Annotated in this window: 12 protein-coding genes and 1 pseudogene; 8 read left to right on the top strand and 5 right to left on the bottom strand. The window is 73.4% G+C overall.

Translation table 11 applies throughout. The annotated features are described in order from the left end of the window. The first annotated feature begins 5 nt into the window (after positions 1-5). The 7 genes and pseudogenes from ACFXDJ_RS20220 to ACFXDJ_RS20190 all read left to right on the top strand — a co-directional run. The gene (locus ACFXDJ_RS20220; protein WP_384650566.1) at positions 6-992 is read left to right on the top strand and encodes an ornithine carbamoyltransferase; all 987 of its coding nucleotides are present in this window, start codon (positions 6-8) and stop codon (positions 990-992) included. Continuing rightward, positions 989-2,332: an MFS transporter gene (locus ACFXDJ_RS20215; RefSeq protein ID WP_384650568.1), complete on the top strand. Its 1,344-nt coding sequence runs from the start codon at positions 989-991 to the stop codon at positions 2,330-2,332. The genes ACFXDJ_RS20220 and ACFXDJ_RS20215 overlap by 4 nt, the downstream gene beginning before the upstream one ends. Next, the gene (locus tag ACFXDJ_RS20210; RefSeq protein ID WP_384650570.1) at positions 2,329-3,324 is read left to right on the top strand and encodes a TauD/TfdA family dioxygenase; all 996 of its coding nucleotides are present in this window, start codon (positions 2,329-2,331) and stop codon (positions 3,322-3,324) included. Before ACFXDJ_RS20215 ends, ACFXDJ_RS20210 begins: the two co-directional genes overlap by 4 nt. A gap of 4 nt (positions 3,325-3,328) precedes the next feature. After that, positions 3,329-4,108 carry a thioesterase II family protein gene (locus ACFXDJ_RS20205; RefSeq protein WP_384650572.1) on the top strand — a complete coding sequence of 260 codons (780 nt, stop codon included), beginning with the start codon at positions 3,329-3,331 and terminating at the stop codon, positions 4,106-4,108. Next, positions 4,101-10,106 carry an amino acid adenylation domain-containing protein gene (locus ACFXDJ_RS20200; RefSeq protein ID WP_384650574.1) on the top strand — a complete coding sequence of 2,002 codons (6,006 nt, stop codon included), beginning with the start codon at positions 4,101-4,103 and terminating at the stop codon, positions 10,104-10,106. The genes ACFXDJ_RS20205 and ACFXDJ_RS20200 overlap by 8 nt, the downstream gene beginning before the upstream one ends. Beyond that, entirely contained in the window at positions 10,106-10,507 is a 402-nt protein-coding gene (locus tag ACFXDJ_RS20195; protein ID WP_384650576.1) for a hypothetical protein, read from the top strand. Before ACFXDJ_RS20200 ends, ACFXDJ_RS20195 begins: the two co-directional genes overlap by 1 nt. Positions 10,508-10,577: 70 nt before the next feature. Next, positions 10,578-11,513 (top strand): annotated as a pseudogene (locus ACFXDJ_RS20190) (hydroxyacid dehydrogenase); the annotation flags it as partial. Between the two features lie 423 nt (positions 11,514-11,936). Here ACFXDJ_RS20190 and ACFXDJ_RS20185 read toward each other — a convergent pair. The 3 genes from ACFXDJ_RS20185 to tnpA all read right to left on the bottom strand — a co-directional run bounded on the left by ACFXDJ_RS20185 (position 11,937) and on the right by tnpA (position 15,130). After that, positions 11,937-13,829 carry an FtsX-like permease family protein gene (locus tag ACFXDJ_RS20185; protein WP_384849838.1) on the bottom strand — a complete coding sequence of 631 codons (1,893 nt, stop codon included), beginning with the start codon at positions 13,827-13,829 and terminating at the stop codon, positions 11,937-11,939. Continuing rightward, complete coding sequence (locus ACFXDJ_RS20180; RefSeq protein WP_384656615.1) at positions 13,823-14,560, bottom strand: ABC transporter ATP-binding protein; 738 nt, start codon at positions 14,558-14,560, stop codon at positions 13,823-13,825. Before ACFXDJ_RS20180 ends, ACFXDJ_RS20185 begins: the two co-directional genes overlap by 7 nt. Before the next feature lie 141 nt (positions 14,561-14,701). Next, complete coding sequence (tnpA, locus tag ACFXDJ_RS20175) at positions 14,702-15,130, bottom strand: IS200/IS605 family transposase (RefSeq protein ID WP_384656618.1); 429 nt, start codon at positions 15,128-15,130, stop codon at positions 14,702-14,704. A gap of 50 nt (positions 15,131-15,180) precedes the next feature. Here tnpA and ACFXDJ_RS20170 point away from each other — a divergent pair, with 50 nt between their 5' ends. After that, the gene (locus ACFXDJ_RS20170) at positions 15,181-16,380 is read left to right on the top strand and encodes an RNA-guided endonuclease InsQ/TnpB family protein (RefSeq protein WP_384656621.1); all 1,200 of its coding nucleotides are present in this window, start codon (positions 15,181-15,183) and stop codon (positions 16,378-16,380) included. Positions 16,381-16,433: 53 nt separating this feature from the next. Here ACFXDJ_RS20170 and ACFXDJ_RS20165 read toward each other — a convergent pair whose 3' ends face one another. Both ACFXDJ_RS20165 and ACFXDJ_RS20160 read right to left on the bottom strand, forming a co-directional pair. Continuing rightward, complete coding sequence (locus ACFXDJ_RS20165) at positions 16,434-18,254, bottom strand: BTAD domain-containing putative transcriptional regulator (protein ID WP_384656623.1); 1,821 nt, start codon at positions 18,252-18,254, stop codon at positions 16,434-16,436. A gap of 119 nt (positions 18,255-18,373) precedes the next feature. After that, a complete protein-coding gene (locus tag ACFXDJ_RS20160) occupies positions 18,374-19,363 on the bottom strand; it encodes a LuxR C-terminal-related transcriptional regulator (RefSeq protein WP_384656626.1) in 990 nt (329 codons plus the stop codon). Between the last annotated feature and the right edge of the window lie 74 nt (positions 19,364-19,437).

Below are 19,437 nucleotides of genomic sequence, written 5' to 3'. Positions count from 1 at the left end.
ACACCGTGTCAGCCCGACACCTCATCTCCCTCGACGACCTCACCGACGCCGAGCTGTACGCCGTGGTCGAGCGGGGCGCCGCCTTCTCGGCCGGCGCCGCCGCGCCCGGGGACCCGCTCGCCGGACTGGTCACCGGCGTGTACTTCCGCAAGACGTCCACCCGTACCCGCACCGCCTTCTCCACCGGGGTGCTGCGCCTGGGCGGCACGATCGTCACCTACGGCGCCGACGACCTCCAGCTGAACACCGGGGAGACCACCGAGGACACCGGCCGGGTCTTCTCCCGGATGCTCGACCTGCTGGTCGCCCGTACGGCCGGCGACCCCGCGGAGATGCGCGGCTGGGCCTCCCAGTCCCGGATGTCCGTGGTCAACGCGATGAGCGCCGAGGAGCACCCCACCCAGGGCCTCACCGACCTCACCACCCTCCTCGGCCGCTTCGGCCGGATCCGGGACCTGCGCGTCCTGTACGTCGGCGAGGGCAACAACACCGCCGCCGCGCTGGCCCTCGGCCTGACCCGCTACCCGGGCACCGCGCTCGAACTGCGCACCCCGCCCGGCTACGGCCTCGCCCCCGCCGTCCGGGAGCGGTCCCTGGCCCACGCCCGAAGCCACGGCGCCACCCTGACCGAGCACCACCACATGCGGGACCTGCCCGGCGGCTTCGACGCCGTCTACACCTCCCGCTGGCAGACCACCGGCAGCAGCAAGGCAAACGCCGACTGGCGCGAGCGCTTCGCCCCGTTCCAGGTCACCGGCGCACTGTGGAGGACCAGCCCGGGCGCGGCCTTCCTGCACGACCTGCCCGCCCACCGGGGCGAGGAGGTCACCGCCGAGGTGCTCGACGGACCGCACAGCATCGCCTTCCAGCAGGCCGAGAACAAGATGCACAGCGCCATGGCCGTCCTGGAATGGTGCGCCGCGGGCGTCGCCGCCTCCGGAGCCGCCGAAGGCGTCCGCCACGAGCACGATCGGGAGGCCTGGGCGGCATGACCCTCCTCGAAGAACGCCCCGCCCCCGCCGGGCCCGGGAGCCCGGCCGCCCCGGCCACCCCGCTGCGCCGCAACCGCGAGTTCCTGCTGCTGTGGACCGGCGCCGGATTCTCACTGCTCGGCGTGCAGGCCGCGCAGGCCGCGTACCCGCTGCTGATGATCTGGCAGGGTTCGCTCGCCGGGGCCGGACTGGTCGGCTTCGCCGCCCTGCTGCCGCACCTGCTGGTCCAGCTCCCCGCCGGCGCCCTCGTCGACCGCTGGGACCGGCGCAAGCTGATGATCGTCTGCGACCTCGTGGGCCTGCTCGCCATGGGAAGCGTCGCCGCCGCCCTGGCCACCGGCCGGCTGTGGCTACCGCACGTGATGGCCGCCGCCTTCCTGGAGGGCTCCGCGTTCGTCTTCTACCGGCTCGCCGAACGCGCGGCGGTGCGCAACGTGGTGCACCCCGACCACCTGCCGGCCGCCCTCTCCCAGAACGAGGCCCGCAGCCAGGTCGCCGGCCTGCTCGGACAGCCGGCCGGAGTGGCCCTGTTCGCCCTCACCCGGTGGCTGCCGTTCGGCGTCACCGCCCTCGCCCACCTGCTGGCCCTGGGCTGCCTCCTCTTCGTCCGCAAGGAACTCCAGGAGGAGCGCACCGCGGCGCCGCGCAGCCTCAGGGCCGAGGTGTCCGAAGGCGTGGCCTGGGTGTGGAGGCAGAAGTTCATGCGCGCCGCCGTGGCCCTGGTCGCCGGCAGCAACATGCTCTTCCAGATCCTCAACCTCTCCCTGGTACTGATCTTCAAGGAGGCCGGCCACTCGCCCGCGCTGCTCGGCGTCCTCGGGCTGATGGAAGGCGCGGGCGGCGCGCTCGGCGCGCTGAGCGCCTCCTGGTGGCTCAAGCGGCTGGCCCCCTCCACCCTGGTGATCGGCGCCTTCGCCCTGTGGGCCGCGCTGATGGCCCCGGTGGCCCTCCTCACCGACCCGTTCGCCCTCGGCGCCCTGTGCGGCGGCATGGCCTTCGCCGGCTCCCTGATGAACGTGGGCGCCGGAGTCCACCAGATGAGGATCACCCCCGACGGGATGCAGGGCCGCGTCAGCAGCGTGTTCATGCTCATGGCCTCCGGGATGAACTCCGCGGGCGCCCTCGTCGGCGGCCTGCTGCTGGCCGCCTTCCCCACCTCCACCACGGTGCTCGGCATCTCCGCCGCCATGGCGCTGATGACCGTACTCGCCGCGGTGAACCCCGCGATCCGCGAGGCCGGGCGCGAGAGCCCCGCCACCGGACCCGCCAAGGGCTCCACCACATCCGGCTCCGACACATCCGGCTCCGACACGAGCGACGAGAAGGCCGACCAGTCATGACGACGACCCAGCCCGAACAGACGACCCGCACCCTGCCGCTCGTCCTGGAGCACGACGGCACCCACCCCGGCATCACCGCGTACATCGACGCCGAACGGACCCGCATCCGCGCCGCCCTGCACGAGCACGGAGCCGTCCTGCTGCGCGGTTTCCCCCTCGACGGGGTCGACGGCTTCGACGCCGCCGTACGGGCCCTGTCCGGCGCCCCGCTGGCGTACTCCGAGCGGTCCTCGCCGCGCTCCACCATCAAGGGCAACGTCTACACCTCGACGGACTACCCGCCGGACGAGGAGATCTTCCTCCACAACGAGAACTCCTACCAGTCCTCCTGGCCGCGCCTGCTCTACTTCTGCTGCATCGCCGAGCCGGACTCCCTCGGGGCCACCCCGCTCGCCGACACCCGCCGCATCCTGGAGCTCGTCCACCCCGACGTGCGCGAGGAGTTCACCCGCCGCCGCTGGATGGCCACCCGCACCTTCCACCCCGGCTTCGGCATCCCGTGGGAGTCCGTGTTCAACACCGGCGACCGCGCCGAGGTCGAGCGCCTGGCCGCCGCCAAGGACCTCGGCCTGGAGTGGCTGCCGGGCGGCGGGATGCGCACCCGGGCCGTACGCGACGCGGTGCACCGCCACCCCGGGACCGGCGAGGAGGTCTGGTTCAACCACGTCACCTTCTTCCACCACACCACCCTGCCCGCCGAGGTGCGCGAGGGGCTGCTGGAGCTCTTCGGCGAGGAGGAACTGCCGAGCAACACCTACTACGGCGACGGCGGCAGGATCCCCGACGAGGTACTGGACCACCTGCGCTCCTGCTACCGGCAGGCCAGCGTCCGCTTCGACTGGCGGCGCGACGACGTACTCGTCGTGGACAACATGCTCTCCAGCCACGGCCGCGAGCCCTTCACCGGCCCCCGCAAGATCGCCGTGGCCATGGCCGAGCCCCACACCCCGGCTCCGACCGAGGTCCCCGCCCCCTCCGGCACGGAAGGCTGACGCGATGCCGGTTCTCAAGTCCCCGGCCGCCACCGCCTGGCTGCGCGTGTTCGCCCCCCGGCCCGCCGCCCGCACCCGGCTGTTCTGCTTCCCGCACGCGGGCGGCGGAGCCAGCACCTTCCGCGAACTGGCCGAGGCCGCGCCGCCGGAGCTGGAGGTCGTCGCCGTCCAGTACCCGGGGCGCCAGGACCGGTTCGACGAACCGCCGGTCACCGACATGGCCGTCATGCTCCGCGAACTCGTCCGCGCCATCGAGCCCTGGCTCGACCTGCCGGCCGCCTTCTTCGGCCACAGCATGGGCGCCACCCTCGCCTTCGAGACCGCCCGCCTGCTGCGCCCCCGCCACCCGTCCGCCGTGGTCCGGCTGTTCGCCTCCGCCCGCAAGGCCCCCCACATCGACACCCGGGACCGGCTGCCGCTCCCCGACGACGAGGCCGTCCTGGCCTACGTACGCCGCCTCGGCGGGACCGGCGCCGAGCTGCTGGAGATCCCCGAACTGCGCGAACTGACCCTGCCCACCCTGCGCGGGGACTTCCGGCTCCTCACCGGCCACCGGTACGCCCCCGGAGCCCCCCTCACCTGCCCGCTCACCGTGGTCACCGGGACCGAGGACGCCTCCTGCACCGTGGAGGACGCCGCCGCCTGGGCCCGCCACACCGTCGCCGGACACGAGGTGCACACCTTCCCCGGCGGCCACTTCTACCTCGAAGGGCGGGCCGGCGAACTCATGGACCTCCTCACCGGCCGGCTCGGCCTCGACCCTGCTGGAGACCGTCATGCCTGAGATGTTCCCGCACCAGCGGCTGCCCCTGTCGGCCGCCCAGACCGGACTCTGGTTCGCCCACCAGCTCGACAGCACCGGGCGCGGCTACAACGTGGCCGAGTACTTCGCCATCGACGGCCCCGTGGACCACGCCCTGATGGAGCGGGCCTGGCACGCCCTGCTGCTGGAGGCCGACGTCCTGCGGGTGCGCACCATCGCCGAGGACGACGAGGGCCTGTGGCAGTACCTCGACGACACCCTGCCGCCCCTGCCCGCCCCGGACTTCAGCGCCGAGACCGACCCGCTCGCCGCCGCCGAGGCCTGGATGCGCGCCGACCTCAACCGTCCCGTCGACCTCGCCGCCGGAGGCCTCGCCACCTACGCCCTCATCAAGCTCGCCGAGCGGCGGTTCCTCTACTTCCACCGCTACCACCACCTCGTCATCGACGGGGTCGCCGGGGCCATGGTCGGACGCCGCCTCGCCGAGCTGTACACCGCCCTCGTCGAGGGCCGCGAGGCCGAGCCCTGCGAATTCCTCCCGCTGACCGAAGTCCTCGCGGAGGACGCCGCGTACCGGGCCTCCGACCAGGCCGCCGCCGACCGCGCCCACTGGGCCGGGCGCCTCGCCTCCCTGCCCGCCCCCGTGAGCCTGCCCGGCACCCCCCAGGGCGCGCCCACCGCCCAGGAGCTCGCCGCCGGGGCGCCCTCCTTCATCCGCCGCACCCGCACCGTCGGACAGGACCGCGCCGACCAGTTCGCGGAGGCCGCGCGCGCCGCCCGCACCCGCCGTCCGATCCTCCTGATCGCGGCCATGGCCGCCTACCTGTCCCGGATGACCGGCCAGAGCGACGTGGTCCTCGGCCTGCCCGTCACCGGCCGCACCGGCAAGGCCGTGCGCCGCACCCCCTGCTTCGCCTCCACCGTCATGCCCCTGCACATCGACGTCCGGCCCGGCGAGAGCCTCGCGCAGCTCACCCCCCGTGTCTCCGAGCAGGTCCGCACCCTGGTCCGCCACCAGGGCTGCCGCTACGAGGACCTGCGCCGCGAACTCGGCCTGACCGGAACCGACATGGGCCTCATCGGCCCCGTGGTCAACATCATGGCCTTCGACTACCAGATCTCCTTCGGCGGCCACGGGGCCACCGCCCACAACCTCTCCCTCGGCCCCGTAGAAGGCCTCGCCCTCGCCGTGTACGACCGCGCCGACGGCAACGGCCTGCGCTTCGACTTCGACGCCGACCCCACCCAGTACTCCCGGTCCGAAGTGGCCTCGTACCAGGACCGCTTCGTCGCCTTCCTCGACGCCGTGGTCGCCGAACCCGAGCGCCCCCTCGACACCGTCCCGCTCCTCGACGCCGCCGAACGCCGCACGATCACCGAGACGTGGAACGAGACCGCCGACCCCGCCGCCCCCGTCGAACCGGCCACCCTCGCCGCCCTCTTCGAGGCCCGCGCCCACGAGGCACCCGACCGCATCGCCGTCGCCGACGACACCGGCGAGCTGACCTACGCCGAGCTCAACGCCGGGGCCAACCGGCTCGCCCACCACCTCATCGCCGCCGGCGCCGGCCCCGAGACCACCGTCGCCCTGGCCCTGCCCCGCTCCGCCGCCTGGCTGACCGCCCTGCTGGCCGTCTCCAAGGCGGGCGGCGCCTACCTCTCCGTAGACGCGAACTACCCGGCCGAACGCATCGCGTACATGATCGAGGACGCCCGGCCGGTCTGCGCCGTCACCACCACCGAGACCGCCGAAGTCATCGCCGGCGGATGCCCCCGCCTGGTCCTCGACGACCCCGCCACCGCGGCCGCCGTCGACGCCCGCCCCGCCACCGACCCCATCGACGCCGACCGCGCCGCGCCGCTCTCCCCGCACAACACCGCCTACGTCATCTACACCTCCGGCTCCACCGGCCGCCCCAAGGGCGTCGCCGTCACCCACACCGGCCTCGCCCCCCTGCTCACCGCCCAGACCGAGGCCATGCGCCTCGACGCGGACAGCCGCGTCCTGCAGTTCGCCTCGCCCAGCTTCGACGCGGCCACCTTCGAAGTGGTCGTCTCCGTCCTCGCCGGCGCCCGCCTCGTCCTCGCCCCCGCCGACCAGCTGCTCCCCGGCGAAGGACTCGTCGAACTCGTCGCCCGGCAGGGCGTCACCCACATCACCCTGCCGCCCGCCGCCCTGTCCGTCCTGCCCACCGACGCCCTGCCCACCGTGCGCACCCTGGTCGTCGCCGGCGAGGCCTGCCCGCCCTCGCTCGTCGCCCGCTGGGCCCCCCGCGTGCGGATGCTCAACGGCTACGGACCCACCGAGACCACCGTCTGCACCACCATGAGCGCCCCGCTCTCCGGCAGCCTCGCCCCGCCCATCGGCCGCCCCATCACCCACATGCGCGTCTACGTACTGGACGAGCGGCTGCGCCCCGTACCGCCCGGCGTCCCCGGCGAGCTGTACGCCGCCGGCCCCGCACTCGCCCGCGGCTACGCCGGCCGCCCCGGCCTCACCGCCGACCGCTTCCAGCCCTGCCCCTTCGGCCCGCCCGGCGAACGCATGTACCGCACCGGCGACCTCGTACGCTGGCACCCCGACGGCCACCTCGACTACATCGGCCGCGGCGACCACCAGGTCAAGATCCGCGGCTACCGGATCGAACCCGGCGAGATCGAGAGCGTCCTGGCCCGCCACCCGGCGGTCGCCCAGGCCGTGGTCGTCGCCCGCGAGGACCGCCCCGGCAGCCGCCGCCTCATCGCCTACGCCGCCCCCGCCCCCGGCGCCGGACCGCTCGACCCCGCCGCCCTGCGCGCCCACGTCGGCGACGTCCTGCCGTCCTTCATGGTCCCCGCCGCCGTCGTCGTCCTCGACGCGCTGCCCCTCACCCCCAACGGCAAGATCGACCGGGCCGCCCTGCCCGTACCCGCTCTCACCGACACCGGACCCGGCCGCACCCCCGTCACCGAACGGGAGGAGATCCTCGCCCGCCTCTTCCAGGAGGTCCTCGGGGTGGAACGGGCCGGCGCCGACGCCTCCTTCTTCGAACTCGGCGGCGACAGCATCATGGCCATCCAGCTCGTCGCCCGGGTCCGCGAACACGGACTGCGCCTGACCCCCTCCGACATCTTCAAGCTGCGCACCGTCGAAGCCCTGGCCGTCGCCGCCCGCACCGACGACACGGCCACCACCCCCGCGGAGCCCGCCACCGCCGCCCTGGGCCCCGTACCGCTCCCGCCCGTGGCCCGCGACGTACTCGGCCGCGGCGGCTCCGTGGACGGCTTCCACCAGGCGATGCTCATCGCCCTGCCCGCCGACACCGACGACGACGTGCTCGCCGAGGCCCTGCACACCCTCCTCGACCACCACGACGCCCTGCGCGCCCGGCTGGACCGCGAGCACCAGGTCCTGATCGTCCCCCGCAAGGGCCTGCGCTACCCCGGCCTGCTCACCCGCACCGACACGACCGGACTCACCGGCGCCGCCCTCGACGCCGCCGTCCGCGCGGCCGCCGAGGCCACCCGCGACACCCTCGACCCGGCGGCCGGCCGGATGGTCGGCGCCGTACGCTTCGACGCCGGCCCCGGACTACCCGGCCGGCTGCTCCTCGCCGTCCACCACCTCGTCGTCGACGGAGTCTCCTGGCGGATCCTGCTGCCCGACCTCAAGACGGCCTACGAGGCCCTCGCGGCCGGCCGCACCCCCACCCTGCCGCCCGTGGCCACCTCCTACCGCACCTGGGCCAACCACCAGCTGCGCACCGCCGAAGCCGGCGCCCGGCGCGCCGAACTCCCCGCCTGGGAGGCCATGACCGACATCCCCCAGCCCGGCATCGGCGCCCGACCCGTCGACCCGGCCACCGACACGGCCGCCACCGCCCGCCACGTCAGGACCGCGCTCCCCGCGGCCGTCACCGCCGCACTGCTGGGCCCCGTCACCGCCGCCTTCCACGGCCAGATCGACGACGTCCTGCTCACCGGCCTCGCCCTGGCCGTCGCCGAATGGCGCGGACGCCACGTCACCGCCGCCCCCGGCACCCCGCTCCTCGTCGACCGGGAACGCCACGGCCGCGCCGGGGAGGGCGCCCTCGACCTCTCCCGCACCGTCGGCTGGTTCACCGCCGTCCACCCCGTCCGCCTGGAGACCGGCAGCCCCGACTGGGCCGAGATCACCTCCGGCGGCCCCGCCGCCGGCCGCGCCGTCAAGGCCGTCAAGGAACAGCTGCGCGCCGTCCCCGGTGACGGCCTGGGCCACGGGCCGCTGCGCCACCTCGACCCGCTCTCCCGCGACCGGCTCGCCGCCCTGCCCGCACCACGCGTCCTGTTCAACTACCTGGGACGCCTGGGCAGCGCTACCGACGAGGCCCTGCCCTGGCAGCCGCTGCCCGGCGACGCCCTGCCCGACGGCGCGGACCCGGGCCTGCCCGCCGCCCACGCGCTGGAGGTCAACGTGCTGGCCCGCGAGGGCGCTTCGGGCCCCGAGCTGTACGCCGACTGGGGCGCCCCCGCCGGAGTCCTCACCGAGGAGGCCCTGAGCGAACTCGCCGCCCTGTGGACCGAGGCCCTGTCCGGCATCGCCGCCCACGCGGCCCGCCCCGGCGGCGGCGGCCGCACCCCCTCCGACTTCCCGCTCACCACCCTCACCCAGCAGGACGTGGACACACTGGAACGGGCCGTCCCGGAGCTGGCCGACGTCCTGCCGCTGACCCCGCTCCAGGAGGGATTCCTCTTCCACGCCCTCGAAGCCGAGGCCCTCGAAGCCGACGGTGCCGGCGACACCTACAACACCCAGGTCGCCTTCGACTTCGAGGGACCGTTCGACGCGGCCGCCCTGCGCGCGGCCGGCCAGGCCCTCCTGGACCGCCACCCCAACCTGCGGGCCGGCTTCCACCACGAAGGGCTCGGCGAACCCGTCCAGGCCGTCAGCGACACGGCCGTCCTGCCCTGGGCCGAACGCGACCTGAGCGCCCTGCCCGCCGCCGCCCGCGAAGAGGCCGCCGCCCGGCTCGCCGAACACGAACGCCTCCGCGGCTTCGACCTCTCCGGCCCGCCCCTGCTGCGCCTCACCCTGGTGCGACTGGCCCCCGACCACCACAGGCTGCTCCTGAGCACCCACCACATCGTCTGGGACGGCTGGTCCCTGCCCGTCGCCGCCCAAGAGCTCTTCGCCCTGTGGGCGGGCCGCGGCGACACCCTGCCCCCGGTCGCCCCCTACCGCGACTACCTCGGCTGGCTCGTCACCCAGGACCAGGCCGGCGCCGAAGAGGCCTGGACCGCCTACCTCGACGGGATCGAAGAGCCCACCCTCATCGCACCCGACGCAGCGGCCCGGCCCGCCGTGGCCCAGCAGCAGGTCACCCACCTGATCCCCGACGAGCTCCTGGCCCGCCTCGCCGAGCGCGGCCGCGCCCACGGGGTCACCCTCAACACCCAGTACCAGACCGCGTGGGGCCTGGTCCTCGCCCAGGCCACCGGATCGCAGGACGTGGTCTTCGGCGCCACCGTCTCCGGCCGGCCGGCCGAAGTACCCGGCATCGAACGCATGATCGGCATGCTCTGCAACACCCTGCCCGTACGGGTGCGCACCGACCCCCGCGAACCCCTCCACGCGCTCCTGACCCGGCTCCAGGCCGAACAGGTCCGCCTGATGGCCCACCACCACCTCGGACTCTCCCGCGTCCAGCGCCTCACCACCGGCCGGGAACTCTTCGACACCACCACCATGCTGGTCAACTACCCCCTCGACACCGAGGCGCTGGCCGCCGCCGTCACCGGCCCCCGGCTGGCCGCACTGGCCGTCCACGACGCCACGCACTACCCCCTGAGGCTCATAGCCGTCCCCGTCCCGGGCGGACTCGAACTACGCCTGGGCCACCGCCCCGACGTGTACGGCGCCGACGAGGCGCGGGTGTTCCTGGAGCGCATGGCACGCGCCCTCGAAGCCATGGCAGACGCCCCGGAACAGCCCGTGGGCTCCATCGAACTGCTCTCGCAAGCCGAGCGGGACCAGGTCCTCATCCAGTGGGGTGGCTACTGATGCGCACCGACCGGCTCACCGCTCTCGTCACCCTCGCCCTGCTGGCCGCCGCGGCCACCGGCTGCGGGCCGACCACCGACGCGGGCTCCGCGCCCTACCCGTGCGGGCGGACCATCGCCTCCGCCGACCGGTTCGCCAACTCCGCCGACGACATCGAGAAGGACCCCGAAGGAGTCGCCCGCAGCGCCAACGACCTCGCCGGGGAGCTGCGCGCCGCGGGGCAGAAGACCACCGACCCCAAGGTGCGCACCGCACTCGGCGAGTTCGCCGACGTCTACGACGAGTTCGCGGGCCGCATCCGCACCTCCGACCCCGCCCAGGGCAGGGTCGGCGACCTGGAGAAGACCTTCACCAAGCTCGAAGCGGCCGGCGACCGCCTCGACCGAGCCTGCTCCGCCTAGGCCATCTGCCCCCGCCCTCCCGGAAGGACACCCCATGCACCCCATACACCCCGTGCACCCCAAGCACCCCATGCCCACACCCGTCGTCCTCATCACCGAACCGCTCGCCGCCTCCGCCGCCCGGGCCCTGGGCCCCGGTACCGAGATCCGCCGCGTCGACGGAACCGACCGCACGGCGCTGCTGGCCGCGCTCGCCGACGCCGACGCCGTACTCATCCGCAGCGCCACCCGGATGGACGCCGAGGCCATCGCCGCCGCCCCGCGCCTCAAAGCCATCGGCCGGGCCGGCGTAGGAGTGGACAACGTCGACCTCGCGGCCGCCACCGAGGCCGGGGTGAGCGTCGTCAACGCCCCGGACGCCAACAGCGTCAGCGCCGCCGAACTCACCATCGCCCTGCTGCTCGCCGTGGCCCGCCACGTCCCGCGCGCCGACGCCTCGCTGCGCGGCGGCTCGTGGCAGCGCTCCGCGTTCGGCGGAGTCGAGCTGTCCGGCAAGGTGCTCGGCGTCATCGGCCTCGGCCGCATCGGCACCCTCGTCGCCCGCCGGCTGGCCGCCTTCGACATGCGGGTGGTGGCCCACGACCCCTACGCCGACCCGGAGCGGGCCGCCGCGGAAGGCATCGACCTGGTCACCCTCGAAGAGCTTCTAGACAGCGCCGACTTCATCACCGTCCACCTGCCGCGCACCCCGCAGACCGTCGGCCTGCTCGGGTTCGAGGCGTTCCGCCGGATGAAACCGGAGGTGCGGATCGTCAACGCCGCCCGTGGCGGGATCGTCGACGAGAACGAACTGTTCGCCGCCCTCAAGGAAGGCCGGGTCGCCGGCGCGGGCCTCGACGTGTTCGCCGTCGAACCCTGCACCGACCACCCGCTGTTCACCCTGGACAACGTCGTGGTCACGCCCCACCTAGGAGCCTCCACCGCCGAGGCCCAGGACCGCGCGGGAGCCGACGCGGCCGACGCCGTACGCCGGGTCCTCGCGGGGGAACCCGTAGAAGCCGTGAACCGCCCGGCCGCACCGGCCCGTCCCACGTCCATGGCGGCCTGACGGAGCGGGCCCGGATCTCCCCGATCTCCGGGCCCGCCCGGCCCGCGTCCATGGCGGCCTGACGGAGCGGGCCCGGATCTCCCCGATCTCCGGGCCCGCCCGGCCCGCGTCCATGGCGGCCTGACCGAGCGGGCCCGGATCTCCCGGATCTCCGGGCCCGCCCGGCCCGCGGCCATGGCCGCCTGACGGAGCGGGCCGTGCGCCCCGGATCCCCGGGCCCGCCCGGCCCGTTCCCTCAGCCGGCCCCGCCCCGCCCGGACGGCCGCCCGGCCCGTCCTACAGGCACGGCACGGCCGCACGGCCCGTTCCCTCAGCCGGCCCGGCCCGGCCCGCTCCCACGGCCCGGATCCCCGGCCCGCAGAGCCCGGCCCGCCGCGGCGCTCACGCCGCCCGCCCGCGCAGCAGCACCGCGGCCGAGAGCACCGCGGCCGGCACCGCGACGACGGCGCAGGACGCGGCCACCGCCGCCATCGCACCCCACGGCAGCGACAGCGGCGCCGCCGACCCGACCAGCACCGACAGCGCCGACCAAGTCCCCAGCACGTTGAACGCCGTAGCCAGGACGCCCAGCAGCGCCCCCGCCACCACGACCACCGCGGCCTCGACCGCCACCAGCCGCAGCACCTGCCCGCCGGTGGCCCCGCTCAACCGCAGCACCGCCAGATCGCGCCCCCGGTCGGAGGTCGCCGCGACCATCGTCCCCGCCAGCGCGATCAGCGAGTACAGCAGCGCCAGCCCCAGCACCACGAAGACCGCCAGCCGGCTCTCCCGCTTGGTCTCCGGCTGCGAAGCGGCGATCCACTCCTCTACGGTCGCCACCCGCGCCCCCTGCGAATGAACCGCCGCGCCCAGCGAAGCCGCCACCGCGGCCCGGTCGGCGCCCGGCTCCAGCCGCACCTCGACCCGGTCGGGCCTGGCCTTCGCCCCGTTGGCGGCGGTGACGTAGGCCCCGTTGCCGCCGGTGCCCCGGCGCATCACGGCGGCCACCGTCAGCGTGACCTTGCTGCCGTCCGCCCGCCACACCTCGACCGGCTGGCCCACGGCCGTCACCGGCCACTCGTCGTTCACGACGATCGAGGTGTCGTTCAGGTTCTTCACCGAGCCGTCGAGCAGCGGCAGCCGCGACAGCTCGGCGAAGGCCGCCGGATCCACCACGCGCGCCGGCTCCGGCGTACGCACCAGACCCTCGTACAGGTACTCGACGGTGGTGGCCGCCGAGACGGCCGACCGCGTCCCCGGCACGGCCGCCGCGGCCACGGCCGCGTCCGACAGCCCGTGGTCCGAAGTGACCACGAAGTCGGCGACCGTCCGGCTGCGGACCTCGTCCGCCCGGCCCGCGCCGACCGTGTCCGTGGACCCCAGCAGCGAACCGGCGAGCGCCACGCTCACCAGCACCGGCGCGGCCAGCGCAGACGTACGCCGGACACCCGCCGCCGCGCTCTCGCGCACCAGCATGCCCACCGCCCCCCGCATCCGCGTCGCCGGCCAGGCGACCAGCCGCACCAGCGGCCCCGCGGCCAGCGGGGTCAGCAGCGCGAACGCACCGATGAGCACCATCGGCTGCGTGGTGTACGTCTTGCGCTTGAGCAGATCGGCCGGATCGGACGCCAGCTTCTGGACCAGCAGCCCCACCCCCAGCACCAGCAGCAGACCGCCGAACACCCACCGCCCCACGGTCATCACCCGTTTGTCGACCGCGGCCTCCCGCAACACCTCGACCGCACTGGTCTTGGCCGCCCGCCCGGACGCGGCGAAGGCCCCGGTCAGCGCGACCACCAGACCCGTGCCGAAGGCCACGGCGTACGGCCACACCTGCCCGCCCACCGCCAGCCAGGACGGTGCGAGCTTCTCCCGGGCCATCCACTCCACCAGGGCGGGCCCCCCGGCGCTGCCGATCAGGCAGCCCACCACCGCGGACGGTACGGCGACCACCGCGGCCTCGGCGACCACCGCGACCCGCAGCTGCCGCGGGGTGGCCCCGGCGGTGCGCAGCAGGCCGAACTCGCGCTGCCGCTGGGCCACCGCGAAGGCGAACGCCGACGCCACGACGAACACGGAGGTGAAGGTGGTCACCGCCGCCGCCGTGCCGAGCATCGCGTTGACGGTGAACACGGCTTCCTGGTCGCGGTCCTTCAGCTCCGCGGGCGCGTCCAGGGTCGCCGCGAGGGCGAGCCCCATCGAAGCCGTCAGACCCACACCGAGCGCGACGGCGAGGAAGACTCCGGCGAAATGCGTCCAGCGGGCCCGGACCGTCGCCAGGACGACGCTCAGCACGGAACCTCCTCCAGCTTGGTCATCCGCTCGGCGACCTCGTGGGCGGTCGGCCGCAGCAGTTCACCGCTGAGCTGCCCGTCGGCGAGGAAGACCACCCGGTCCGCGTAGGAGGCGGCCACCGGGTCGTGCGTCACCATCACGACCGTCTGCGCTCCCTGGTCCACCAGGGAGCGCAGCAGCGTCAAGACCTCACGGCCCGTCGTGGAGTCCAGCGCGCCGGTCGGTTCGTCGCCGAACAGCACGTCGGGGCGGGTGATCAGGGCGCGGGCGAGAGCCACCCGCTGCTGCTGGCCGCCGGACATCTCCGAAGGCCGGTGGTGCGCCCGGTCGGCGAGACCCACCCGGCCCAGCGCCTCGCGCACCGCCTCCTTCCCCGGCTTGCGACCGGCCAGCCGCAGCGGCAGCACCACGTTCTGCTCCGCCGTCAGCATCGGCAACAGGTTGAACTGCTGGAAGACGAAACCGATCCGGTCCCGGCGGAGCAGGGTCAGCGCCCGCTCCGAAAGACCGGTCAGCTCCGTGCCGCCGAGCACGACCGACCCCGAATCGGGCCGGTCGAGCCCCGCCGCACACTGCAAGAGCGTGGACTTCCCCGATCCCGAAGGGCCCATGATCGCGGTGAACGAACCGGCGGGCAGGGCCAGCGAGACCCCGCCCAGAGCCGTGACCGCCCGGTCGCCCGCACCGTAGGTCTTGGTCACGGACGTCAGAACAACCGCCTCGTCGCTCATCGGGTCTCCTTCGTTGTCGGTAAGCGTGATTCATCCATCGGAGACTCCCTTGCTGGGTACCCCGGCTTTAGCCGGGGGGCGAAAGCGATTCTTGGTCCGGAGGCGCGGAGCGCTGGAGCTCGCTGGGCCTCGGGGTGACGGTCAGACAGGGCGCTGCTGGCCCTCGATGTACTGACGGATGATGCTGAGCGGCGCACCGCCACACGAGCCCGCGAAGTATGAGCGGGACCAGAGCGCCGAGCCCATGCCGCTGTGGTTGATGCGGCCGGTGTATTCGGCCCGCAGGTACCGCGAGCTGACCCCCTTGAGGCTGTTGACCAGCTTTGAGATCGCAAGCTTGGCCGGGTAGTGCACCAGAAGGTGCACGTGGTCCGGCTCGCCGTTGAACCTGCGCAGCTCCACTTCGAAGCTTTCGCAGACCTCCCGCATGATCTCCTCGCACCGCTTGAGCATGTCGTCATCGAAGACGCCCCGCCGGTCCTTGGTGACGAACACCAAATGTGCGTGGAGGTTGTAAGAGACGTGTCGTCCCCTTCGAATTTCGGCATCTGGTTCCCAGCGTGGTGACATACACCAAGCGTAGTAGGATCAAGCTTCAGCAATGAAAGGGGGTGGGCCGGGTGATCCGTGCGTACAAGTTCCTCATGCGGCCCACAACAGGTCAGGCGATCGCGCTGGGCGAGATGCTGCGCGATCACTGCTCGCTCTACAACGGGGCGTTGCAGGAACGCCGTGATGCCTACCGGCACGTCTCCAAGACGTCCGTCAAGTACGGGATGCAGTCGGCGCAGCTCAAAGAGATCCGAGCGTTCGACCCTGAGCGTCAGGGACGCTGGTCGTTCTCCTCCCAGCAGGCGACACTTCGGCGTCTTGACAAGGCCTTCGCGGCGTTCTTCCGCCGCGTTAAGTCCGGGGATACACCCGGCTACCCGCGCTTTCGTGGGGTGAGCTGGTTCGACACGGTGGACTTCCCCAAGGACGGTGACGGCTGCCGCTGGAACTCCACCCCGAACGACCCGCAGACCCGTGTCCGCTTCCAAGGCGTTGGGCATGTCAAGGTCAAGCAGCACCGGCCGGTGGTCGGCAAGGTCAAGACTGTCTCGGTCAAGCGCGAGGGCAACCGCTGGTACGTGGTGCTCACCGCCGAGCAGGCCCAGCCTGAGCCGCGTCCGGCTACCGGCTCCGTGGTCGGCATCGACATGGGCATCGCCTCCTTCCTCACCACGTCCAACGGTGAGCGCATCGTCAATCCGCGCCACGGCCGGCAGGCCGCCGCGAAGATCGAAGCCGCACAGCGGGCACTCGCCCGGTGCGAGCGCCGCAGCAACCGGCGGAAGAAGGCCGTGGCCAGGGTCGGAGAGCTGCACCGCAAGATCCGACGCCAGCGCCTCGACCACGCACACAAGACCGCCCACGTCCTGGTCCGCGGGCACGATTTCATCGCGCACGAAGACCTCAAGATCCGCAACATGACCAAGGCCCCCGCGCCGAAACCCGACCCTGAGAAGCCGGGCGGCTTTCTGCCTAACGGGACCGCCGCGAAGGCCGGGCTCAACCGCAGCATTGCCGATGCCGGATGGGGGGTGTTCCTGACGATCCTGCACGCCAAGGCTGAGAGTGCCGGACGAGACGTGATCGCCGTGGACCCCCGCAACACTTCCCGAACGTGTCCGGAATGCGGGCACGTCGCCAAGGAGAGCCGGCCCACACAGGAGAAGTTCCACTGCGTCGCCTGCGGCCACCAGGCGCACGCCGACGTGGTGGGGGCTACGAACGTTCTGCGGGCCGGGCTGGCCCGTCGCGAAGCCCAACTGGCTTAGCGAGAAGCCCCCACCTTTAGGTGGGGGAGTAGTCACATCTTCGGTGCCTGGCATCAGCTCGCCGCCGGAAGTGCCGCATCGGCCATCCGTACGGGCAGGGACCGGGCGTAGAGCAGCACGAGCCGGTGGAAGCGGTACTTGAGCACACCGCCGGCCGGATCGGCCGGTTCGAGCAGTGAGGCGTCCGCCAGCTGCTCCAGCAGATCCTCGGCGGTCGTGTGGGAGAACCCGAGCAGGGTGGCGGCGGCCGCCGCGGTGAACGACCGCTCGCCCAGCGGTGCCAGCCGCCGCAGCATGTCCGAGGCGACCGTGCTCCGGCGCGCCCACTGCCGCAGCGACCGGCCCATGTCCAGCTCACCGAAGCGCAGTTCGCGCAGCCGGTTGCCGGGATCCGCCAGCCGCCCGGCCAGCAGCCCCACCGGCCAGTGGGGCCGCGAAGCCAGCCGGGCACCCGCGATCCGCAGCGCCAGCGGCAGCCCGTCGCACAGCTCCACGATCCGCCGGGCGGCAGGCAGATCGGCCGCCACGCGTTCCGTTCCGGCCGCCGCCGCGAGCACCCCGAGGCTCTCGTCCTCGCCCATCGGCCCGACGACCACGGTGTGCGGACCGGTCGCCAGCGCCAGGTGCGCGTGGCCGGTCACCAGCGCCGCCGCCGCGGTGCCCGCCGGCAGCAGGGCCGACAACTGCGCCCCGTCCGTCACGTTGTCCAGCACGACCAGCAGCCGCAGCCCGTCGGTACGGGCGTGATAAAGCCGCACCAGCTCATCGAGGTCGTGACTCGCAGTACTCGAAGTGCTCGAAGTGCTCGAAACACCCGCCGCCTCGTGCCCAAGGGCCCGCAGCAGCCGCACCAGAACACTCCGGGTATCAACCGATCCACCCTCCGCTCCGTTCGCGAGATCCGCGTACAGCTGCCCGTCGGGGAAGTCGTCCGCGCAGCCGTGCGCGGCCCGCAGCGCCAGCGCCGTCTTGCCGACCCCGGCCATCCCGGTGATCAACCCCCGGCGGGCCCGCCCGGCCGGCGCCAGCAGCCGCCGCACCGCGGCGAGCTCCCGCTCGCGGCCGACGAAGGGACCCGGCTCCGCCGGCAGCATCGCCGGCGCCGGACCCGACCTGAAGACCACCACCCCGGCGGCCGTCGGAGCGGGCGCGGCGGCGAGCGAGCCGTCGAGCACCGACCGGTAGGCGTCGGAGAGTTCGGCACCCGGCTCCACACCGAGCTCCTCGGCGAGCGCCTTGCGGCCCTCGTGGAAGGAGCGCAGCGCGTCCGCCTGCCGCCCGGACCGGTACAGGGCGGTCATCAGCTGCGCCCGCATCCGCTCCCGCAGCGGGAACTCCACGACCAGCCGCGTGAGTTCGGCGGTGACCTGCTGGTACCGGCCCAGCGCGAGGTCGGCCTCCATCCGGTTCTCCAGAGCGGCGGCCCGCCCCTCCTCCCACTGCGGTTCCTCGTGCTCGACCAGGAACTCCGTGGTGTGCCCCAACGCGGGCCCGCGCCACAGGTCCAGCGCCCGGCCCAGCAGCGCCCCCGCCTCCTCGAACCGGCCCTCCTGGAGCGCCGCGCGCCCCTGCCGCTCCAGCCGCTCGAAGTCCACGATGTCGATCCGGCTGCCCTCGGCCTGGATCGCGTACCCGGGAGCCCGCCGGACGATCGTGACCTCGGGCTCCAGCAGCTTGCGCAGCCGCGAGACGTACGTATAGATCTGCGCGCTCATCGTCACCGGCGGGCACATGCCCCACAACAGCCAGCTCAGCCGGGAGTCGGGCACCACCCTCCCCCGGGCGAGCAGCAGCGCCGCCAGCAGCGTACGCATCTTCGCCCCGGAGAGCCCCACGGGCTGCCCGTCGCGTCTGGCTTCGACAGGGCCGAGCAAGCAGAATTCCATGGTTCCCCCGCTGGCAGTCGTGTGGTGTCACCCCACCCTGCCGCCCCCCGCTGTCCCCCCGCTTTCAATTCGATTTCGCCGGCGGCCGGGGTCGCGCCGACCCCGGTCTACTGCGTATCCAGCCAGCCGGCTTGAGCGGCCTTGATGCCTGCCTCGAAACGGCTGCTCGCGTTGAGCCGTTCGCACAGATCGTTCATGACCCGGCGGACCGTGCGGTCGCTGACCGCCAGGCGGGCGGCTGCGCCCTCGTCGGTCATGCCAGAGGCGAGCAGCCTGAGGACCTCGCGTTCCCGCTGGGTCAGGCCGTGACGCCCGGGCGCTGCGCTGGCGCCGATGGGGGTGGCGGTGTTCCAGATGCTCTCGAACAGCGCTGCCAGAGCGTGCACGAGCCCGGGGTCGGTCACCTGGAGGGCGCCTCTGCCCGGGGCGCGGGTGTCGAGGGGAACGAAAGCGATGGTCCGGTCGATGATGACCAGGCGGTGGGGCAGCGTGGGAGCGGTGCGGACCTCGCTGCCCGACTCGGTGAGCCAGTGGGCGTGAGCAGCGGTCGCGGGGTCGTTGCGGCAGGAGTCCTGCATGATCTCCCGGATCATCAGTCCGCGTTCCAGCGCCCTGGCGTCGTTGCGTCGCGCCGCCTCCAGATCCGCCGGTTTGCGCGCCGCACCGGGGGTGATGCCGAGCACTTCGCGACGGGCGGTCTCCACATGCTGTTCGATGCGGGATATCACCGCGTCGATGCCGATCAGGCGTTCGCTGCCAGTGGCGTCGCTGGGCTGCGCCGCGGTCCGTTCGGCGATCATCGCGGCGATCTCCGCCTGGGAGACGGCGATCCGCGCCCGCTTCTGTTCGAGTTCCGCGTTCTGCCGGGCCAGCAGTGTCTGCAGGCCGGTCTGCGGATCGACCGCTCGCCAGCCACCCGTGCGGTCGGAGGAACGGCGTACCAGGGCGAGGGCGAACATCTGGTCCAGGGCCTGCCGGACCTGGTCCTCGGTCAAGCCGAGGGCCAGGCAGAGCTCGTCCACCCCGTAGGTCTGTTCGGCGAGCAGCGTCCGGTAGACGGCCTCGGCGGTGCTGTCCAGGCCCAATGCGCTCAGCACGTGTGAAGCACTCCCCCCGTTGCCCTGCTCCGGGATTGTTCAGGAACTCTGCGGTACCGACAAGTGCTGTCCCG

It is taken from the genome of Streptomyces sp. NPDC059443, assembly GCF_042750105.1.
Taxonomy (GTDB): domain Bacteria; phylum Actinomycetota; class Actinomycetes; order Streptomycetales; family Streptomycetaceae; genus Streptomyces.
This window is presented reverse-complemented; position numbering and strand designations above follow the sequence as displayed.